The following is an 18,422-nucleotide window of genomic DNA, read 5'->3' on the forward strand; positions in this document are numbered from 1 at the left end:
CTCAGACCCCGGCGGATGCCGGGGTCTGAGTGAGCAGCAGCACTCCGCCCCACGGTCGTCATCCGCACAATCCCCGTTGCGCCTGCCCGCAGGGGACGCCGGACGACGCTTCGCCATCCCCGCCCGGAGAAAAGTCTCGTCGCCGAACCAGTACCGAGATCACCGCAGTGCCGCCGCGACCAGTTCCGGTACCAGCCCCGCAGGCCAGTGCTCCACCACCAGCCAGCTTCGCAGAACGTCACAGATCGGCGGTTCTGGCACAGCTGCTCGGCACTGTCCATTCGCCCCCTTCGCCGTGCTGTTCAGCAGACCACTGCACGGACCAGTCGGCCGGCCCCGGTGCCGGCGCCGGGACGACGCCAAGGAGGGCAGGGGCGCGAGGTGGGCGGGCCGGGCCGGTTCGTCACCGGCGTCTGGCGGCCGCCGGCCCGGACCTGCCGTCCTCGTTCGTCTTCCCCGAGAACGAAGCGCGCTGATCCTGCCCCGTCGTCTGAGCCGACATGCGTTGGCACACTGCCCCGCCACCGTGCGGAGCGGACTGCGCGGGGGCGGGGCGGGCGTCCAGGGGCGGATCGTGGCTGCGTACGGCGCCACGGCGCCACGGCGCCACGGCGCCACGGCGCCACGGCGGCGCGCCGGGGCGGCGGACCGCTGGTGACGGTGATGGTGGCGCACCACGTGCACGGTCTGCCGCCCGGAGCGGTGTGCGGACGCTGCCTCCGCCTGCGCAGGACGACGCGTTCCAACCGCCGGGCAGGCACCGGCATACAGGGCAGCCGCTCCACTTTCCAGCCTCTGCGTGCCGGTCATCCGCCATGAGGCAGAAGGCGCGTTCCCGCGCTCCGCTCCGGCACCGAATGTTGAGAAAAGAGGCCGGCGATGCGGTGGGCCGCGCAAGGATGAGGGCATGATTGAGTTCCCCACTCTGGCCGCCGATCGGGCAGGTGGCCGCACGATGCGGCTCGCCGTCACCCAGACCCGACGCGCCGGGTACCCGGACCGCACGACCTGGGGGCCCGATGACGCGGCGCCCGGGGATGACCACTGGGTCTGGCAAGACTTCGTCGTGGACGGCGAGGGCGGCCTCTGATCCGCCTCACCGGCGACGTCTCGCACCGGGGCGAGTGGCAGCTGCGCGGTGACAAACCGCGGCTGCCTTTCGCAGAGAAGACCAAGCCAGTGCCGTGGCAGGATCTGGTCTGCGCGTACGGGCCGCTCACCGGCCTCCCCGGCGACTGGTACCGCCAGCGCAACGAGATCCTGGAAGCACTCGCCGGCGCGATGAGCGACATGGACGACATCCTCTTCCACGCCTGGGGCGCCCACAGGCTCGGCACCGACCGCACCCACGGCCCGCTGACCGGCGACGACACCGCAGACGACGGCATCGTCTACCACGCCCAGAACGTTGCGGACCGGCTGAGCCAACAGGCCGCCCGCATCCGCAGGTCCCTGGCGGCGGCACACCTGGTCACGTCCTCCGAACACACGAGCTGACCATCAGGCGGCCGCGGGGCGCGGCCGCCGAACCGCCATGCACGATCCGGATGCGCTCGCCCGAAGGTCAGCCGGCCGTGGTTTTCGCGATGGGCTCGCGGTCGGTGGGCTCGGAGGTGCTGCCGTGGGCTTGGCGCAGGCCGGGCTGGGGCTACCAGTACGCCCGGTGCACGGTGCCGCGGTCCCGGCTGGTCTGGAGGGTGATTTGGTATTCGGTGCGGCCGCCGGCGTGGTCCAGGCGCGCCATCACCGGCGCGTACTTCCAGGTGCCGCCGTCGTAGACGTACAGGGCGGGCTGGTCACCAGCCAGCCCGCACCGCACCCGCGGTGCGGGCCCGTTCTCGGGCCGCCACGGCGGGCCTGCTCGGTTCCTCGATCTGCTCCCTCACGCCGTCCATGATGCGAGTGAGCACTGACAGCCCGGGCGGCCGCGGTGAAGGCCCCGGCCGAGTGTGACTGGGCGAGATAGTTGTCACCTGGGCGGGATGCCTGTCACTGGGCCTGGAGATCGTGGTCGATCTGGCGCGCGAGCTCCTTCGAGTATGCGCGAAGGAGCTCGACGGACAGGAAGCCTGCGCGAGTGCCTTGGTCGCCGCCGAAGGCGCGCCAGGTCGGATGGTTGATTCGTTGGGTGAGCATGGCCCTGTACTTGTTCCGATGCAGGGCGACGGTCTTGCGTCCCTGCGTGACCAGAGTCCAGACCACCACGGAGGCGAGGACCCGTTCGGCCTCGGAGGTGAACAGCTGGCGGACTGGCCCTGAAATTCTGAAGGGCTGATCGAAGATCTCTTCGGTCATGTTGTTCCAGACCTGGCGTGGGATCAGCCAGTCAGAGAGAGCTTCCCGTCGGCGCTGGAAGTTGATGAGCCCCGCGGTGTGGAGCCGGTCAGGGATGTTGTGGAGCGTCTTGTCGAGCCAGTCGAGACCCTTCTCTTCGGCGGCCCGCAGGATCAGTCCTCCGTTTTGGGCGATGCGATAGCCCTGGTGCATGTAGGTGGAATAGCCCAGGAAGTGTGCGGCGGCTCCGAGCGTACCGCCGCGCATCGTTTGCACGAGTCGGCAGACTGCGAGCTCGTTCCGATCGCCAGGAGTGAGAGAGGACAGCTCCCCCAGCAGGTCCTCGACCCAGTCTGCGGGCAGAACCTGCGGAATATGTTGCGGGCCGCATTTTCGCCGGTCAAATGGGCGGTGGATTGCGGGGATCACCGAGTACGACTTTGTGAGCGGCACGACCAGCGTCTGAAGGCCGGTTGAACACGTCTGGGCGTACTTCCTGGTGAAGGTCCTGGCCCAGCCGTAGCGGCTGTTCACGGATGCCTTGTCGCTGGGGAGCAGTTGCCGCAAGAGGGATCGACGCTCATCGGCGTTGTGCTGCGTGAGGATGCTGTCTGCGATGGCCAGCGAGCATGCGCTGAAGGCTGGGTCGAGCGGCCGGACGATGTCGGCCCGGAAGGTCGTGAAGTACTCGGGCTTGGCTCTGGCGGTCGGGCGTGTCGTTGTGTTCGGACGCATGGCCGGGCTGCGGTCGTCCACGGTCAGGGCCAGTTCCTCAGACGGAGCGAGTGCTCGCATTCGGGGCCAGGTGGCAGCGATGAGGTGTGCGAGAAGCCGGAGGTCATTGAAGTACTGCAAGGTGGTGCACTCGGAGTCGGCGCTGGCAGCGCGGCGGGGTCCGAGCGGGTCGAGGAAGTCAGCCAGGCGCTTTTGGAGAGCCAAGACGGGCCCGGGCAAATTCAGCCCGGGCGGGTGCATGACGTCGAGACGTTGCCCGCAGAGCTCAGGGCTTCCGGGCAGAGGGAGGCGGCACTGGGCGGGATGCAGCCCGACGGCGGATGCTGTGGCGATCATGGGATACCGCGCCGTGGTGGGCCCTGCATCACACGCAGGCCGGTGGCATTTCGGGCATTTGTGTTCGAGGAGGCGGTGATGGCGAGTGCAGGCGAAGGTGACGGGCAGTCTCCATGCTCTTTGCCAGGCTCCGCCGTGCTCTGTCTGAACGGCGGAGCCGTTGCCGGCCAGGCATTCCGGGCAGTAGCGGGAAGCTGTGCTGAGCACCCAGAAGTCACCACGGATGAGGAGCCCCTTGGCAGGGATCTCGGGATGAAATCCCGTGGGATAACGCTTGTTCATCGAAGTGAAGCAGAGTTCGTTCGCTTCGTGTCTGCTCAGCCGGGTGACCGAGGAGAAGACCTCGAGTTCGGTGGGTGTGAGGTGCAGCATCTTCTCGTGGGAGACGCGGCTTGCGAAGCGGCGGCCGGCAGCGAGCCCGGTGAGTTCCGTCATGCGTGCCGGAGATCGCTCGAGCCGGTGGGAGAGGCGGAGGAGGAACCCGGGGAGCGTTTCGTCGTCGAGCGGATCCAGACTGCAAGGCAGGGGCGGTGGCCCGTGAGTGTCGGTCATGTCATCCCGCCTGTTGGCCGGGAGCGTCGGCGGAACGGGGCTGGTTCCCGCTGGACCGGGGCCCCTTGTCGTCGTAGACACGGTTGCGAGGCCGCTTGGGTTTTCTGGAATCGACTGGCTGAGGCGGCAGTTCGGGGATCTCTCCAGCACTGGCGTCGCGCCCGGGCAGGCCCTCGACGCTGATGGCGACCTGGTCCATCAGCTCGATCGTCAGCTTCTCGTGGCCCTTGTCGATGGCCAGTTCGATGGCGTCCTCGATCAGGCATTCCAGCAGTCCGACAACGCCACCGGTCCGTTCGCGGAGGTACTCGGGTATGCCGCCGGTGGTGAGCATGCCGGGCACGGCATCGAGCAGGCAGATGTGATCCTCGATGCCTTGGAGGTGGCAGAGGAATGTCTCCTTGTCCTGCGGGGTCTCATCGGGAAACGGTCCCAGCTCGACCATGGTGAAGCGCCGCAGGTGCTGGGTTTCCGCGCCCTGACCCGAGGCGATCCCGTTGCGGGAGGGAGACATGATCCATTCGTTGGTGTTCGGGTCGAGGACGGCTCCCTGGAGGAGCCCGGAGCCGGGGACGTCGACGCCGATCAGGACGAGCGTGGCGTTCATGTCCATGAAGCCCTTGAGCATGTCGAACACGTCCTGGTCATCGCGCCGGTGGAGCTTGAGGCGCGTGATGTCGTCCAGAAGGATCGCGCGGGTGCCATGTGCATGGACATGGCGGCGGACGGCCCGGATCAGCCCCGGAAGATCCAGACCCTTGTGATCGGCGCCGTAGAAGTCGAGGATCGCCTTGCAGGTGCTCTTCGGCTTCGCCGTGACCGGTGTCTGGACGTAGGCGACAGGGATGTGCAGGTCACGAGTGCCCGCAACAGCCTCCGGATTCTGATTGTGGTGGCGGGCCCGCCACTCCTCCTCGAACGCGGCGGCCACCTCGCAGGCCGTTTCGGTCTTGCCCTGGCAGCCGCCCCCGTTCATGATCAGCCCGCGGCGAGTTGAGGGCCTGGCCTTGAGCGCGCCGAGCCAGAGCCGTGCACGCATCACCCGGGACGCCGCCGTGCTCATCGGCGTCTCCTGCAGCGGCAGATTGCTGTTGGTCACGTCCCGGTGCAACAGGTAGTCCTCCTGCTCGGCCGGGCTCAGAAGCGTGACCTCGGCGCGGGAAAGCTGCCGTGCGGGGACGAACGCGTGCCGCGTCTGGACCCAGCGCCGCCAGCCGGCCTCGGTCTGCCGGTCGACGGGCTCGGGCAGCCAGAACCCGGTCACGAGTCCGCCTCCGAGCCGTCCGGCGGCGGAACGAGGAACAGCGGGCGACGTCGGGCATCGTTGCCGAGCCGCGGCGGCGCGGCCACCGTCGCGGGGGCTTCACCTGTGGCTTCACGGCGCTGTGGCGGCCCGTCCTCGTCCCGAGGGCGTTGCGCTGCCGGAACGACGGGGACCTGGGGGCGGTCGGTTGCGGCGGCGCGGGCCTGCTCACGCTCCCGGGCGACCTCGATCCGCTCGGACTTCGTCAGCTGGCTCGTCCACTCTTTGACGGGTCTCGTCCGGTGCATCAGCGCGAGCAACTGCGGCAGAAGTTCTTGGTCAGTGCGGGGCTTCAGCCCCGCCGCCTTGACCTTCCGCAGCAGTTCGGTGACCCGCTTGTCGCCGAAGGCCGGGACGACGTCTTCCGCGGGGAGCCCGGTCCAGCGCAAAGGGTGCCATTCGTGCGTGAACGGGTCCTGGAAGAACACCGTGCGGCGGTCCCGAGGCTCACGATGGACGATCCACTCGGTCTGACGCTGCCCGCCGCGGCTGGACCGCTCGCCCTTGTAGGGCTTCAAAGCGGGGCCGTCATAGTAGAGCCCGCGGATCTGGACGCCTCGCTGGGCGTCGATCTTCTTGACCGAATGCTCGGGAAGCAACTTGTAGTAGAGCTGCGGCGAAGGGATCTCCAGAGCGAAGCCGGCCTGCTCGAAGGAGGCCGCCAGCAACGAGTTCGGACTGTGGGCCCCGCCCGGATCCCAGTGCGGTGCGAACGCACCGAGCCTGCGCTTTTGCCAGATACCGACGATCCAGGTGGCGATGACGTGCTCGAGTTCGGCGATGGTCAGCACCGCGTCGCCCTCCGGGTCGACACCACGATCCGCGACATCGACCCCGGTGTAGCCCGGAAGCCACTCAAACAGCAGGGAACGGATACTGCCGAACACGCGCTCGATCAGCGCCTTGTCCTCGGGGCGTAAGACACGGGAGGGGAGGATGTTGCAGCCCAAGTCCTCCTGGACCTGGACAAGATGATGGTTGCGATAGACGGAACCGTGATCGGTGGTCACCGTCTCCGGAGTGAAGAACGGCAGGCCGGCCACCTCATGGCCGGCGAACTCCGCGACCACGGAGGCGGGAAGCCCCGGATAGGGCCACTCCACTTCTTCGCCCCAGTCGTCCCGCATGGGCAGCGGCAGCATCACGTCGCGCAGCAGCATCGCGACGTCGACCGAGGTGTCCGAGACCAGCGTCAGGCGAAACGCGCAGATCGAGTGCGTGTAGGCGCAAAGGGCCAGGGTGAGATGCACCTTCACCGGCTCGTGGAAGACCGTCTCACGCACCATGACCGGCAGCACCGTGGTGTCCAGAGCGACGACCTTGCCGGGGCGGTCGATCAGCACAAAGCCGTCATTGCTCACCAGGTCATCGGCCTGCTGATTGCGCTGGCGTCCCCGTCCCGAGCCGAACCACTCGTGCCAGACCCGCCGTAGCACCCAGTAACTCGGAACGTCCTTCGGATCGGTCCCGAATGTCTCATGCATGTACTGCGTGATCAGCCGGACCTTAGTGGTCATGCTCACCTTCGACAGGTGTTTTGTCTCCTGCCGGACCGCGTGGATCGCGTGGCGGACCTCCTTGTTGACCTTCCGGTGACCACCGCTCTCGCGCAGCCACCGGTCATCGGCGCAGCCGATGATTCCGTCTCGCTGAAACCGCTTCTCCCAGCGGATCAGCGTGCGAAACCCGACCTGGTCCAGTGCGAGGACCTTCGCTTCCTGCCGGCCCATCCGCTGCAACTCGATGACCTTCGCGTGCCTCCGCGAGGTGACCGTGGTCGTGTCCGGGTCGTACTCCAGCTTCGGCTCTCCCGGCCCCAGCCGCAGCCGGTCCCCGCTGCGAAAGCCCGTCCTGACCTCCGCCAGATGCTCCAACCGGACCTTGACCAGCTCCAACTGGTGCGACGTTAGGTCGGCCAGACTCTTGGGCTGACGACCCCGGCTGGCTCCCTCCGCAGCGGTGACCGACGAAGGATGACAGTCCGGGTGGTGGGCCAGAAACCGGTAGGTCACGCTCTGCCGAGATCCGTCCAGGGCCATCAGGTGGACGCGGCCGGTGTGCGGTTCGCCCCGCTCGACGCGCCACTCGTCACCGTCGAGCACGAGAGAACTGCCCACCGACACGTCCAGCGCGACCGCGGTCACGGTGACACCTCCGCAACGATCACCGAGCCGTCACCGAGGGGAACCCGCAGGTCCAGCCCGAGCCGTCGGTGCCAGAGCAGATGCAGCAGGTGGGCCCGCGCCACCGGCGGGAAGGGAGTGCAGGCCGCCAGCTCACCGAAGGTCTGCCCGCCGACTGCCGCTTCAGCCAGGAGAGACGCCTCCAGCCGAAGCGGGTCTGTCATCGGCCGCCGACGCGACGACAGCCAGTCCAAGGTCATCATGGTGTGAGGCAGCCACTCACCCACGACCACAAACCCCCAGCCGCAGACGCGAGCCAGCTCCGCGGCGGCAGCGAACGACTCGCGGTCCTTGTCGAAGATCAGTTCAGTCGGGCGTACGTCGATCAGCCAGGCACCGGTCCTCGTCCGCACCAGGTAGTCCGGGGTATGTGGTCGTTCTCGGGCGGCCCCACCGAAGCGCATCCTGAACGGCTGCGAAACAACGTCCACCACCTCGCCGGCGAAGTCCAGAGCGAGCAGGAACCGGGCCTCTTCCATGCTCTCCGCCCCGTGCAGACGCCCCGTGCTCTGAACAAACGGCAGCCCAGGACGGTGGCCCTGTTCCCGCCGCCACGTAAACACCCGCATCGGGGCGAACTCGCGTAACCCGTACCGGACCAAATCCTCAACCGACCGCGTCAGCTCTTCACCGGAGGTCCGCCACGTCACAGACCAGCGCGACTCCCACCCCGGGGCCAGGTCGAGCCCGGCCCGGCCACCGGAGACATCGGCCGGCGCCAGCAGGTCGACCCACGAGCACCGGTGCGACCACAGTGCGTCGGCAGGGGCAGCAGGAGCCTCACCGCTGTACCCGGGCAACCCGCGCTTCGTGTCCACGTCACCAAGCAACCACGCCGTCGGCGTACGCCGACCCTGACGAACGAAGTTGGTGACAACTAGAGCGAAAACCTCGGATAGTGACAACCGTAATGCCCAAGCGGTGACAGGCGCCGCGCTCAAGTCTGCGCTCAGCGCCAGCTCACTGACCCACCTAGGTGACAACTATCTCGCCCAGTCACACCGAAGTGATCCGGCGTCTCAGCGGCCGCCTTGCTGGCGGCCGCCGCCCTTGGCCGCGGCCGACTGCGCGCGGGAGGCGAAGCCGCTCTCGGCCGTACGGCTGCCCGGGTTCTTCGCGCCGGCGGACCGCACCCGCGAGGCCGCAGTCGGACTCATGCGCTGGCCACCGCTCTTCGAACCGCCGCCCTTTCCACTGCTGTGCTTGCCCATGACCCTTACCTCCTCTCCTTCCAGCGTCCTCGGATCCCGGCTGCGCGCAACGCGGCGTGGGGGGCCGGTGCGCGCGTTCGGCAAGGGGTGGCGCGCCGGGACCGCGCACCCTTGCCGGGCGCGCACGCGCTTTTCGGCAAGGGTGCGCGCGGCTCCGGCGCGGGTTGGCAAGGGTGTCGGCAAGGGGTGCTGTGATACGGCGCGGTGCGGCGCGCCCGAGGTGAGCAGGCTCGACTGGTGCGCGCGGCGCGTCCCGGCGAGCGCGCCGCACTCTTCGAAGCCGCGCATCAGGTGCGCGCCCGATGCGCGGCGCGTGCGCGCACCGGGCGCGCCACGCCTTGCCGAGCGAGCGCGTCTGCTGGGGCGGGGCGCGGTCAGGTCACGAGATGCGCGCCGACTGGCGGCCCGTGCGCGCGGAACCGGCGGGCCTCCGCTGAAGAAGCACGGCGCTTCCGGTCACACGGGGGCGCTGGGCCGGACCTCTATAGGTCACAAGCGCGGGCTCTGTCCGGAGCCCGCCCGATCGCTGGAGGTCACCCGCGATGACGTACCACCACCACGCCCGGACGACGGCGACGGCCGACGCGCACCCCCTTGCCGACGGCTGGCAGGCCAGTGCCGTGACCAGTGCCGCGAACGCGGCGGCGGCCACGCAGGAAACCGCAGGCCACACCCCCTGTCCGGCTGCATTCCGGCAGGCCGACACCCCTCTCCTTGCCCCTGAAGCGTCAGCGACCAGGACGAGGTCTACTCCTACAGCTTCCCGGGTTCGTGCGGATGCTCTGCGGATGCTGGGGTGTGTGCGGATGGCGACGGTCCGGCAGATGGCTCAGGTCATCACAGCGGAAGGTTCGGACGGCCGGTCGTACGTACGCAGGGCGATGCAGCAGCTGAAGACCCAGGGCCTGGCGGAGACGAACGGCAAGCACGGCCGCGACCCGATCTGGAACCTGACCTCGGCAGGGCTGAAGGCTCTGGCCGCAGGCAATGAGCTGCCGATGCGCCCCCGCGCCGGTACCGGGGCCAGGGGCATCAGGGCCGGGTTCGGGCCGCACGGCATCGCGGTGACCGAGACGATCCTCGCCTACGGCGGCCGCCACCATCTGACCGGCTGGCAGGTGGAGGTCAACCACGCCATCAAGGCCATCGGCCTGCGCTTCAGCACCGACGCCGTCCTCACCCTGCCCACCGCCACCAGCGAGGTGCGGCTGTTCGAGGTCGACAACGGCACCATGACCCGCGCCCGCCTGGCCAAGGAGGTCTGGGACTACGAGCGCTACGCCGGCCACCGCGTCTGGGAAGGCGCCCGAGGCACCGTCGGCCGCTCGTACGACTTCTGGGCCCGCCACCGCTACACCCGCAGCCGCCTGTTCCCGACCCTGCACGTCGTCCTGGCCGGCCTGCCCGAACACCTCCTCGAGCGCCGTCTGGAAGGCCTCGCCCGCGACGTCGACGGCATCACCATCGCCGTGCTGGCCACCACGCTGCCGCGCCTCAAGCGCGGCGAGCCGTGGTACGAACTCGCCGTCGACGACTACCCGCGCCGGCGCGCCCGCTACCCGCAGGTGCTCAGCCGCTGACCGGGGCAGCAGCCGCCCGAAGGCGACGGTCCGGTCCGCCATGAGCTGACCCGGCGAAGGCCGCCCGGGTTGTCGGTGGGTGCTGGGAGCCTGGCGGTTATGGACAGGGACAGGGATGAGGAGCTGCTGCGGGGCCGGGTCTACGGTACGGACTTCGACGACCCGCACCCGGGTCCGCGGCCGGGCCGTAGGTACGCGGAGCTGGTGGGCGGGCCGCTGGACGGCCTGCTGCTCGATATCACCAGCTGGACACCGCAGGACATCGCTATGGGCGCCGCGCTGATCACGGAGATCGGACAGTTCGGCCCCGGCGGGCGGGCACTGTACGAGCCCCGGCCGGGAGACGCGAGCCGGTGGGACTGGGACGGCGACATTCCCTGAAAACCGGGTCGCCGCCGGAAGGAGGGCAGCGGCTGCGGCGCGGCTCCGTCCGACGCATCATGGCGCTGAGCGGCGCAGCGCGGTACATGTACCGGTATGGGCTTACGGCGGGTTCGGTGGGCCACGGTGGTGGCGCGGCAAGCCCAAAGCCACGCCGGTGGGCAGTGGTACGGCGACGGGGCTCCGTGCCGGGCGGGCTGGCGAGCGTGCGTCTTCCCGGAACCAGGCGTGCCGGGGACGGTGGGGGTATGGCCAAGGACTTGAGGGAGCTGTACTGCGCGACCTGCCGGTCGCGCGAGCAGCACGTTGCGTTGGACAGCCGCGAGCAGCGGCGGTGGTTGCGGGAGGTAACAGGGCGGGTGCCGGACGGGTTCTGGATGTGTACCCGGCCCAGGTGCCGCAACGTGCGTACCTACTGGGAGGACGAGCCGTTCGACCAGCCGCTGCGAATGCCATAGGCGACCGCAGTGTCGGACGCACCCCCAGAACCGGAGCGCCGCTCCCGGGTGCACTCCGGGCTGAACTGCGGGCCCTGGCCACCGAGCCGATCAGGCCCACTCGGCGCTCCTCACCCTTGACCGCGACCACATGGGCCTGCGGGAGGCGATCGGCACCCCCCGTCGCGAGGCGGCCGACGCCCGTGCCTGGGAAGAGGCGGAGAGCCATACGCCACTGCCCAGGAACCGGAGGTGGCTACCACGTGTGTGATCTGCCGCCGGCGGATGACGCGTTTTGACCGACGGGTGAGCGAGCCGGCCGAAGACGGTGCGACTGTGGGGTGCGCCGCGATTCGGCGTGTGTGCGTGTCTCGGATATGACTGGGCGGCTGGGCTGGACCTCGGGGGCCGGTCAGTGGCTGAGCGGGTCGTGGGGGTCTTCGGTGGCGTGTAGTTCGTGGTCGAGGATGCAGTCGTGCCACAGGGCGGCGACGTCCTGGCGGGTCAGGCCGCGGTGTTCGGCTTTGGTGATCAGGGCTTCGGCGGCCATGAAGGCCAGCTCTTTGGTTGCGGAGTGCAACTGGGGGGTGGTGAGCGGGCGGAGCTGAAGGTGCAGAGCGGGGACGTCGTTGCTCAGAGCGGCGGCGACGATGCCCATCACGGCCCGGTTGACGGTCAGGGGGTGATTCATGGAGCTGTCACTTTCTGCGGTGGGGGAGCAGCATCCAGGCGACCAGGCGAATGCGGTCTTCGGCGCAGATGCGCGGGATGGCGTGGGCATCGGCGACTTCGTCGCGGGCGTAGTCGAGCAGTTCCCAGACCAGGGCGAGGTCGGAGGGCGCGACGTGGCGTTGTGGCGCGGGGGAGGGCGGCCGTGTACGGGCGGCGCGCAGCCAGGGGACGAGGTCGATGTGGGCTTCTTGCAGGCAGCGTGCCGGATCGGAGGTGATCGCTTGGTAGCGAGGGTGGCCCAGGACCCGGGTGAAGGCGGTTGTGCGGTCGTCCTCACCGGGGTGGGTGACCTCGAAGCAGTAGACGACCCCGGGGGTCTCGAAGTGATCGGGGTGGATGGCGCCGCTCCAGTAGGCGGGGAGCTGATCGAGAGCCTGTTTCGCGTGGGGGGTGCGCAGGGCTTCGGCGAGCCAGGCTCGCTGGTACTCGGCCAGCGGCAGGCGGGCGGCGGGTACGGGTGACTGGTCGAGGTGCTCGGTCAGGTCGGTGAAGTGACGCGGGCTGACGGGTGCGCCGGGAAAGAGGGGGCTGCTGGAGGTCCCCACGCAGGCGGCGGCGATGTGTGCCTTGGTCAGAAGGCGTTCCATCAGCCCCATGACCAGGTCGAGACCGGTATCGGGGACCACGGTGTAGGCGGTGACGGTCTGGTGGGGTGAGCCTAGGCGGTCGACGCGGCCGAAGCGCTGGGCGAGCCACTGCGGATTCCACGTCAGGTCGTAGTTGATGATGATGCCGGCCTGCTGGAGATTGACGCCTTCGGCGAGCATGTCGGTCGTCAGCAGGAGGTCGAACCGGTCTTCTGGCTGAGGTCCGCCGATCTCGCCCGGGGCGGGGGCGGCGGTGTCCGGGGCGAAGCCGGCCAGGGCAGCCTTGATCTCCTCGCGGGTGGGGGGCTCGTCGTCGCCTAGGTTGACGGTGCGCTCGCGGTAGACGGCTAGCTCCGGCCGGTTGGCGCACGCTGTGCGCAGGCGTCGGCCGAGGTCGGTGGTGGTTACCCGGGAAGTGGAGAAGAGGACGGCTTTGGGCCCTCGTGGGTCCTGTGCGATCTGAGCCAGCAGGTCGGTGATCACTCCGGGCTTGGGGTCGCTGGAGGCGGCCGAACGCGCGGAGGCGGCCAGATGCTCGAGAACGGCGAGGTCATGCTCCAGGTCCTTGCGCAGAGCGACGGCGTCGTACCTCGTGGCTCTGTGGTAGCGCGCGTCCTGCTGACGGCCGGGCCGCTGGTGTTCTTCGAGGCGCTCGCCGCCCAGGCGCTGGTCGACCAGAAGGTTGAAATCTGTTGACCAGACGCCGGTCAGCCCCGCCGCCACGTAGTCCGGGGCGTCCAGCAGGTCGCGGATCTCGCGTTGCTCGCGCTTGCCCAACCGGACGCACACCAAGCCCTTGTCAAGGTCGTCAAGGGCACGCCGGGTGCGTTCCGCCATGTTTGCGGCGGTGGAGGCGAGTGCGGCTGTGGAGGAGTCCAGACGTTTGAGCAAGTTGGTCCGCAGCATGCCCATGAACAAGGGGAGCCACCACGGGGGCTCCCCGCCGTGCAATGCATAGGCGGAGACGCTGTAGGCGGCCAGACGCAGCCTGCCGACCGGAGGCGCATCTCCACGGAGCCGGTCCAGTTCGGCCTGCATGTCCATAGGCAGCTCATCGTGCCCGACGGCGTCCAGGACATCGGCGAACAGATGCCGCAGCGGGGCGGGGAGCCGGTAGCGCACTTCGACCTGTTCCGGGCTGGGGAAGTGCAGGCCGCCCTCGGCGTCTGGCGGATAATGCTCCTGGATGAAACGACGGGTGCGCCGGACCATCACCCGGTCCAGTTCCCGATGCAGCTCCCGGAGGCCCGCCGAGCCCTCCTCCAGCTGGTCGGCATCATCGCACAACCGGGAAATGCGCTGGAGCCAGACCTGTGAGCCGGGGCCGTCGAAAACGGGACTGTCCTGTGCCGCTCCGACCGCCCACCACAGCAGTTCCGCCAAGTCACGGCCGCGGTTGTGGATCGGGGTCGCCGTCAGAAGCAGCATCCGGGGGCGGCGCGGCTGCTGCTGGAGAAGGCTCTGGAGGGCTTCTTGGTACCGCGTCTCGGGATTGCGCAGATAGTGTGCCTCATCCAGCACCACCAGGCCGTAGGCGCGCCAGCGTGTTCGGGTGCGCCGGAGCTTGCGGACCCGGCTGACCAGCTGGTGGTAGCTGATGACGTGTACGCCATCAAGTTGCCACTCATCCAGCCGCACACGCCACACCGACTCCCGGATGTTGGCCGGACACACCACCAGCACGGGCTGGCCTTCTGCCTGGCGGATGCGCCGGATGATCTCTCCGGCTACGTAGGTCTTGCCCAGGCCTACCTCGTCCGCGACCAGCACACCGCCATGGCGTTCCATGACGGCCATCGCCTTGGCCACGCCGTCCAGCTGGAAGGGCCGCAGCCTCAGCCGGGACGGCGCGGCATTGACCTGATCACCGAAGCGCTGGCGCAGCATCCGCAGGTACACCAGCTCCGGGGCGTAGGGGCACAGTCGCTCGTCGATCAGGCCGGCCATGTCGTACGGAGCCGACAGTTCCCACCACTGGTTCGCTCGGGCCGCGGAGTGGTTGCTTTGCTGCCTGGACACGGCGCAACCCAGCTCCGCGCTGGTACGCAGGCCCGGCAGCGTCAGGTTGAACGAGCCCATCACCGTCTCCCAAGACCCGTCCCGCATCCGGACGGAGAAGACCTTGGCGTGCATGAACCGTTGCTCAAGGCGTCGGCACTGCATGAGCGGGTGGCGCAGCAGCTGCCGGAGGTCGTTCAGGAAGCGCACATAGCTGGCGTCCGTGGGGAGACCGTCCAGCTCGGCCCGCAGGTAGTCCTCGGCCTGGCGCAGCCCGTCAGCGACACCCTGCGCATCGTCTTCGAGGACGGGGCGAACAAGAGCGGCCCGTTGCTGCATCTCGGCACCGATGAGCAACCGCACCGGCACTCCGGCGTCCAGGGCCGCCCGCAGGACGGGGGCGAGCACGTGCAGGCCACGGAAGCTGGCGTAACCGGCGGCAAGAAAGATTTCTTGGCCTTGGGCGCCCGTGGTCTGCAGCCACTGGCGCAGAACGCCGCCGACGGTAAGGCCGTCCTCGTTGGCGTACAGGCCGTCCATAGTCCACTCGGGGCGCGTCGAGGAGAGGGAGACTGCCATCACCCTTCCGCCCGGGCCGCGTCGTTGAGGTCACCGATCTCAGCGAGAAAGCGGTTGATGGTGTCCAGCATCTTGGACGTGCGCTCTTTCAGCAGCAGCTCGGCATCGTCACCGATACCGTGACGCGGCCTGGTCAGCTGGTGCCCGGCCAGGCGGCCGGGCGCGGTGTCCAGCGCTTCGAAGGCACTACGGTTCCAGCCCCCGGCCTCGGAGATCGCGGCCTCGCTCCGGGACGACAGGAAGGCCCAGGCAGACAGGGTCATCCGGGCGTCCACTGCAGTCCACAACGGGCGCGGCTGCATGCGGGGATCCGGGAACACCATCGAGGGCTCGGCCAGGTCGACGACGGGGCCGGCGACCTGGCGGGCGCAGGCCATCGCGTACAAGGTGCCGGCCGCACCCCAGGTCCGCCGTCCCTGGAGAGAGCGCCGCGCCAGATCATCTTCGGTCACCTCGGGGGGCGGCCCGGAGAAGTCCCAGCTGGCCAATGCGGCGAAAGCCTCCTGCGGCTCCGTGGCCTTCTGCACCGTCCGGATCAGAGACACAGGACTTCTTCCGCGGGCCGTCCGTGCGAACAGGTGGCCGACGGCGCTTCGGGCCAGCCACCGCCAGGGAAACGAAGCAGACGTGGTTTGCGGGAACCGGTCGAACAGCACTCCGAGCAGCCGAACCGGGGCCTGTGACCACAGCAATGGATCGGCGACTACGCCCTGGTCGTGCAGGAAGACGATGATGTTGCGTACGGCGACGTCGGTGCGCTGGGCCGAGTGCCGGATGACCTCCGGATCCGCCCAGCGGCCATGCTGGCGTTGGGCGGCGGGTGGCAGCAGATCCTGCAGTACTTGGTTGACCTGCTTGCGGGTGATCGTCTTGCCGAGCCCGGTGGTCCCGGCATGTCGCACCAGGGGATCGACGTAGTCCCGCTGAAGCTCTTCGCAGGCGATGCTCAGGGAGCACAGAGCGCGTTCTTCCGGCCGCAGATTCGGATTGCGGCGAACGAAGTTCTCCGCCGCGGATTGCCCGTCCAACTGCAGCCATTCCATCGCCAGAGGACGAATCAGCAGCCGCGCCCGCACCTCGTGAGCTGCATCCAAGAGCCGGCCGTCGTCACTGTTGTAGGCCGCGTCAGCCAACAGACGACGCATGTCACCACCTGGCTCCCCGACAAGGTCGGCCAGCCGTACGTGCCCCGCCTTGCCCGGCACGTACGGCCTAAAGGAGACGTTTTCCGGCGGGCCGAAGACGACTGCGACCTCGAGCTTAGGTCCGCCCAGCTTCTCCCACCGCTCCGCCGAGAACCATCCCGGTCTGCGGCCGAAGGCCCCCAGGTAGGCCGTGGCTCGCTGCTGACCGTCCAGGATCCACCGGTCAGCCCCGCCGCCTTCCTGCCCGTACCTCCCCCCGGACGGGTTTTCACCTGGGGGAGGTACCCAGATCAGCATCGACCCAGGGTGAAGCCCCCGGTATGAGGAGTCCATCAGCGCCGAACTGAACTTCGGGTCGCAGCGCAGTGCTCGCTGCATCGGAGGGATGCCGTACACCCCGGCCTCTGCTTCCTGTAGGAACTGCTGCAATTCCATGCTTGGTACCTTCATGCCTGCCTCCTCGGTGCACGAACAGTGACAAACCGGACTTTAAGTGATGGGTGTGACAATCGGCCTGCATGGCCTGCGGGCCTCCGTGCTACTCGCTGCGAAATGCGTCCGGGCGTGAGGTTCGCCGCCCGCCTGTGTCTTCTGCGGGGCGAAGTTCGCCGACGGCCGTTGGAAGGTCGGGGAACTGCTTGCAGTCCAGATCCTGGACCGCTTCGCCGCCAGCGCCTGGCTGCTCGACGGACCCGGTCGTCCGGAATGCCGTCGGCGCGCTGTCGCTGCGGGTGGAAGACACGCATAACCGGACCCGGCATGAACGGGACACTGGCCACCCACCCGGTTTCTGCGGGGCATGGCCAGGATCGAATGCTGCTGAGACCAGTCTGTATGCATCGTTCTCGACACATGGTTGATTGTCGTACTCGACACATGCTCTACTGGCGGTATGGCAACTCCCAGGCTGACCAAGCCGACCATCGCTGTGCTGGAGGTGCTGCTGTCCGCGTCCGATGACGCCCCCGCGTGGGGGTTGAGCATCTGCCGTGACGCCGACCTCGGATCCGGCACCGTCTACCCGATCCTTGACCGCCTCAAGACCTACGGCTGGGTGACCACGCGCGTCGAGGCCGAACCTCACCCGGGACGTCCTCCGCGGACCTACTATGCGCTCTCTGGAACTGGCCGGGCGCAGGCCCATGCGGCTCTGGAAGCCCGCCGTGCACGTCGCCTGCGCCTGCCGGGGTTTGCCGGGGGCGCCGTGTGAACAGGCGCCCACAGGTGAAGGCCGTCCTGCGCCGCATCGCGGCGAAGTCCGCGTTCGGTGTCCTAGCCGCGGCTTCTGGTCTCGGCGCTGTGTTCAACGGCTTTTTCTGGTGGAGGTACAGCAGTACGGTCTCGCTCTGCGCGTCTATCCTCGGACTTCTCATGAGCGGCTCGGCGGCTGCGTCCATTGCGTCCATTCGGCAGCGTAGGTTCAACCGTGCTATGTCCCACGCACGCCAGTGCCTTGCTGCTGCCAACAGAGCGCGGGCGGAAATGGAACATGCGAAGCATTCAGCCGAAGAGGCTATACACGTAGCTCGCGAGGCGTTGCACGCCGCCCAACGTGACCTGCAGGCGGGACTTCACGATGAGGAGGAAGCCGCCCGCGGGTTGCAGGAGCTTACTGTCCATAGGGACCGCGTACGAGCCCTTCACGATTACACAGTGGTCGTGGCTGCCCAGGCCGAGGAAGCGAAAGCGCGGTTGGAGCGAGCAACTGTGGAGGCCGAGCGAACCGCGGAACGCCTACTGCTATCCCGCGTGTGGCGATGGTTGCGGGGCACCGGTGCGGACCGGGTTAGCGCCCGGCTCACGCTGATCGCCCTCGCGCTCGCCGGCTCCCGAAGGGAAGCCATTCGGGATGAGTGGGAGGCGCACTTGGCGGGCGCGCCTGAAGAGGGTTTCACTGTCCGTCCCGCCGTCCGCGTCAAATACTCCCTTGGCTTTATCCTGGCGGCCTTCCGCTTCCGTCTGAGCGACCTCGCTGCCCCGGTGTGGAGACCGGTGGACTGGGTCCTTGCGGCTGACAACCGCGTCAACACGACGATCAGCTCAATCGTTGGGGCGCAGGCGATCTTTATCGTCGGCGACGGAGGTCTGCAGGCGCTCGTTACGGAGGTCTGGGAGCCGTGCGGGCTTCTCGGAGGAGCCCTGTACCTACTGGTCCGATTTCTCAGAAGGAGGCGGGGGATAGAGATCGCTGGACAGAGCCCGCCGAACGATCGACCGGACGCCTAACACCGACCGCAGTGCCAGCCCCGGACACGATGTTCGGGCTCTGCTGATCGGCTTCGGCTGTCCCAAGGAAACGGGGCCGGGGGGGGGGGGGCCCGGGCCCCCCCCCCCCCGCGGGGGCCGGTGGGGTGTAAACAAAAAAGAGCCCACCCCAGAATAAAAAAAA

The 18,422-nt window shown here is 68.4% G+C and carries 15 protein-coding genes; 6 read left to right on the plus strand and 9 right to left on the minus strand.

Translation table 11 applies throughout. From position 1 onward, the window contains the following. Window positions 1-907: 907 nt before the first annotated feature. Both ACFV57_RS41660 and ACFV57_RS41665 read left to right on the plus strand, forming a co-directional pair. The gene (locus ACFV57_RS41660) at window positions 908-1,090 is read left to right on the plus strand and encodes a hypothetical protein (RefSeq protein WP_385244176.1); all 183 of its coding nucleotides are present in this window, start codon (window positions 908-910) and stop codon (window positions 1,088-1,090) included. Between the two features lie 89 nt (window positions 1,091-1,179). Then, complete coding sequence (locus ACFV57_RS41665) at window positions 1,180-1,497, plus strand: hypothetical protein (protein ID WP_385244178.1); 318 nt, start codon at window positions 1,180-1,182, stop codon at window positions 1,495-1,497. Between the two features lie 151 nt (window positions 1,498-1,648). Here the strand turns inward: ACFV57_RS41665 and ACFV57_RS41670 are convergent, their stop codons facing one another. The 6 genes from ACFV57_RS41670 to ACFV57_RS41695 form a co-directional block, all read right to left on the minus strand. After that, window positions 1,649-1,819, minus strand: coding sequence for a hypothetical protein (locus tag ACFV57_RS41670; protein WP_385244181.1), 171 nt, complete (start codon window positions 1,817-1,819; stop codon window positions 1,649-1,651). A gap of 170 nt (window positions 1,820-1,989) precedes the next feature. Next, on the minus strand, window positions 1,990-3,897 hold the full coding sequence (locus ACFV57_RS41675; protein ID WP_385244184.1) for a TniQ family protein: 1,908 nt from the start codon (window positions 3,895-3,897) through the stop codon (window positions 1,990-1,992). A gap of 1 nt (window position 3,898) precedes the next feature. Continuing rightward, on the minus strand, window positions 3,899-5,161 hold the full coding sequence (locus ACFV57_RS41680; protein WP_385244187.1) for an AAA family ATPase: 1,263 nt from the start codon (window positions 5,159-5,161) through the stop codon (window positions 3,899-3,901). Further along, on the minus strand, window positions 5,158-7,344 hold the full coding sequence (locus ACFV57_RS41685; RefSeq protein WP_385244189.1) for a transposase: 2,187 nt from the start codon (window positions 7,342-7,344) through the stop codon (window positions 5,158-5,160). The genes ACFV57_RS41680 and ACFV57_RS41685 overlap by 4 nt, the downstream gene beginning before the upstream one ends. Further along, on the minus strand, window positions 7,341-8,201 hold the full coding sequence (locus ACFV57_RS41690) for a TnsA-like heteromeric transposase endonuclease subunit (RefSeq protein ID WP_385244192.1): 861 nt from the start codon (window positions 8,199-8,201) through the stop codon (window positions 7,341-7,343). The genes ACFV57_RS41685 and ACFV57_RS41690 overlap by 4 nt, the downstream gene beginning before the upstream one ends. A 201-nt stretch (window positions 8,202-8,402) precedes the next feature. Beyond that, complete coding sequence (locus ACFV57_RS41695) at window positions 8,403-8,594, minus strand: hypothetical protein (protein ID WP_385244195.1); 192 nt, start codon at window positions 8,592-8,594, stop codon at window positions 8,403-8,405. Window positions 8,595-9,418: 824 nt separating this feature from the next. Between ACFV57_RS41695 and ACFV57_RS41700 the strand changes: the two genes are divergently transcribed. Together ACFV57_RS41700 and ACFV57_RS41705 are read left to right on the plus strand one after the other, a co-directional pair. Further along, the gene (locus ACFV57_RS41700; RefSeq protein ID WP_385244197.1) at window positions 9,419-10,174 is read left to right on the plus strand and encodes a replication-relaxation family protein; all 756 of its coding nucleotides are present in this window, start codon (window positions 9,419-9,421) and stop codon (window positions 10,172-10,174) included. Between the two features lie 99 nt (window positions 10,175-10,273). Beyond that, entirely contained in the window at window positions 10,274-10,555 is a 282-nt protein-coding gene (locus ACFV57_RS41705; protein WP_385244200.1) for a hypothetical protein, read from the plus strand. 849 nt (window positions 10,556-11,404) lie between these two features. Here the strand turns inward: ACFV57_RS41705 and ACFV57_RS41710 are convergent. Genes ACFV57_RS41710 through ACFV57_RS41720 form a run of 3 tightly spaced genes read right to left on the minus strand, consistent with a single transcriptional unit; the run spans window position 11,405 to window position 16,468 of the window. Beyond that, window positions 11,405-11,683, minus strand: a complete 279-nt coding sequence (locus ACFV57_RS41710; protein WP_385244203.1) for a hypothetical protein — start codon at window positions 11,681-11,683, stop codon at window positions 11,405-11,407. A gap of 7 nt (window positions 11,684-11,690) precedes the next feature. Beyond that, on the minus strand, window positions 11,691-14,888 hold the full coding sequence (locus ACFV57_RS41715; RefSeq protein ID WP_385244206.1) for an SNF2-related protein: 3,198 nt from the start codon (window positions 14,886-14,888) through the stop codon (window positions 11,691-11,693). After that, on the minus strand, window positions 14,888-16,468 hold the full coding sequence (locus tag ACFV57_RS41720) for a hypothetical protein (RefSeq protein WP_385244208.1): 1,581 nt from the start codon (window positions 16,466-16,468) through the stop codon (window positions 14,888-14,890). Before ACFV57_RS41720 ends, ACFV57_RS41715 begins: the two co-directional genes overlap by 1 nt. Window positions 16,469-16,925: 457 nt before the next feature. Between ACFV57_RS41720 and ACFV57_RS41725 the strand changes: the two genes are divergently transcribed. Then, window positions 16,926-17,243 (plus strand): PadR family transcriptional regulator, encoded by a 318-nt coding sequence (locus ACFV57_RS41725; RefSeq protein ID WP_385244211.1) that lies wholly within the window; start codon window positions 16,926-16,928, stop codon window positions 17,241-17,243. 14 nt (window positions 17,244-17,257) lie between these two features. Further along, window positions 17,258-18,259, plus strand: coding sequence for a hypothetical protein (locus ACFV57_RS41730; RefSeq protein WP_385244214.1), 1,002 nt, complete (start codon window positions 17,258-17,260; stop codon window positions 18,257-18,259). Window positions 18,260-18,422 lie beyond the last annotated feature (163 nt).

The organism is Streptomyces sp. NPDC059788 (genome assembly GCF_042732265.1).
Lineage (GTDB): Bacteria > Actinomycetota > Actinomycetes > Streptomycetales > Streptomycetaceae > Streptomyces.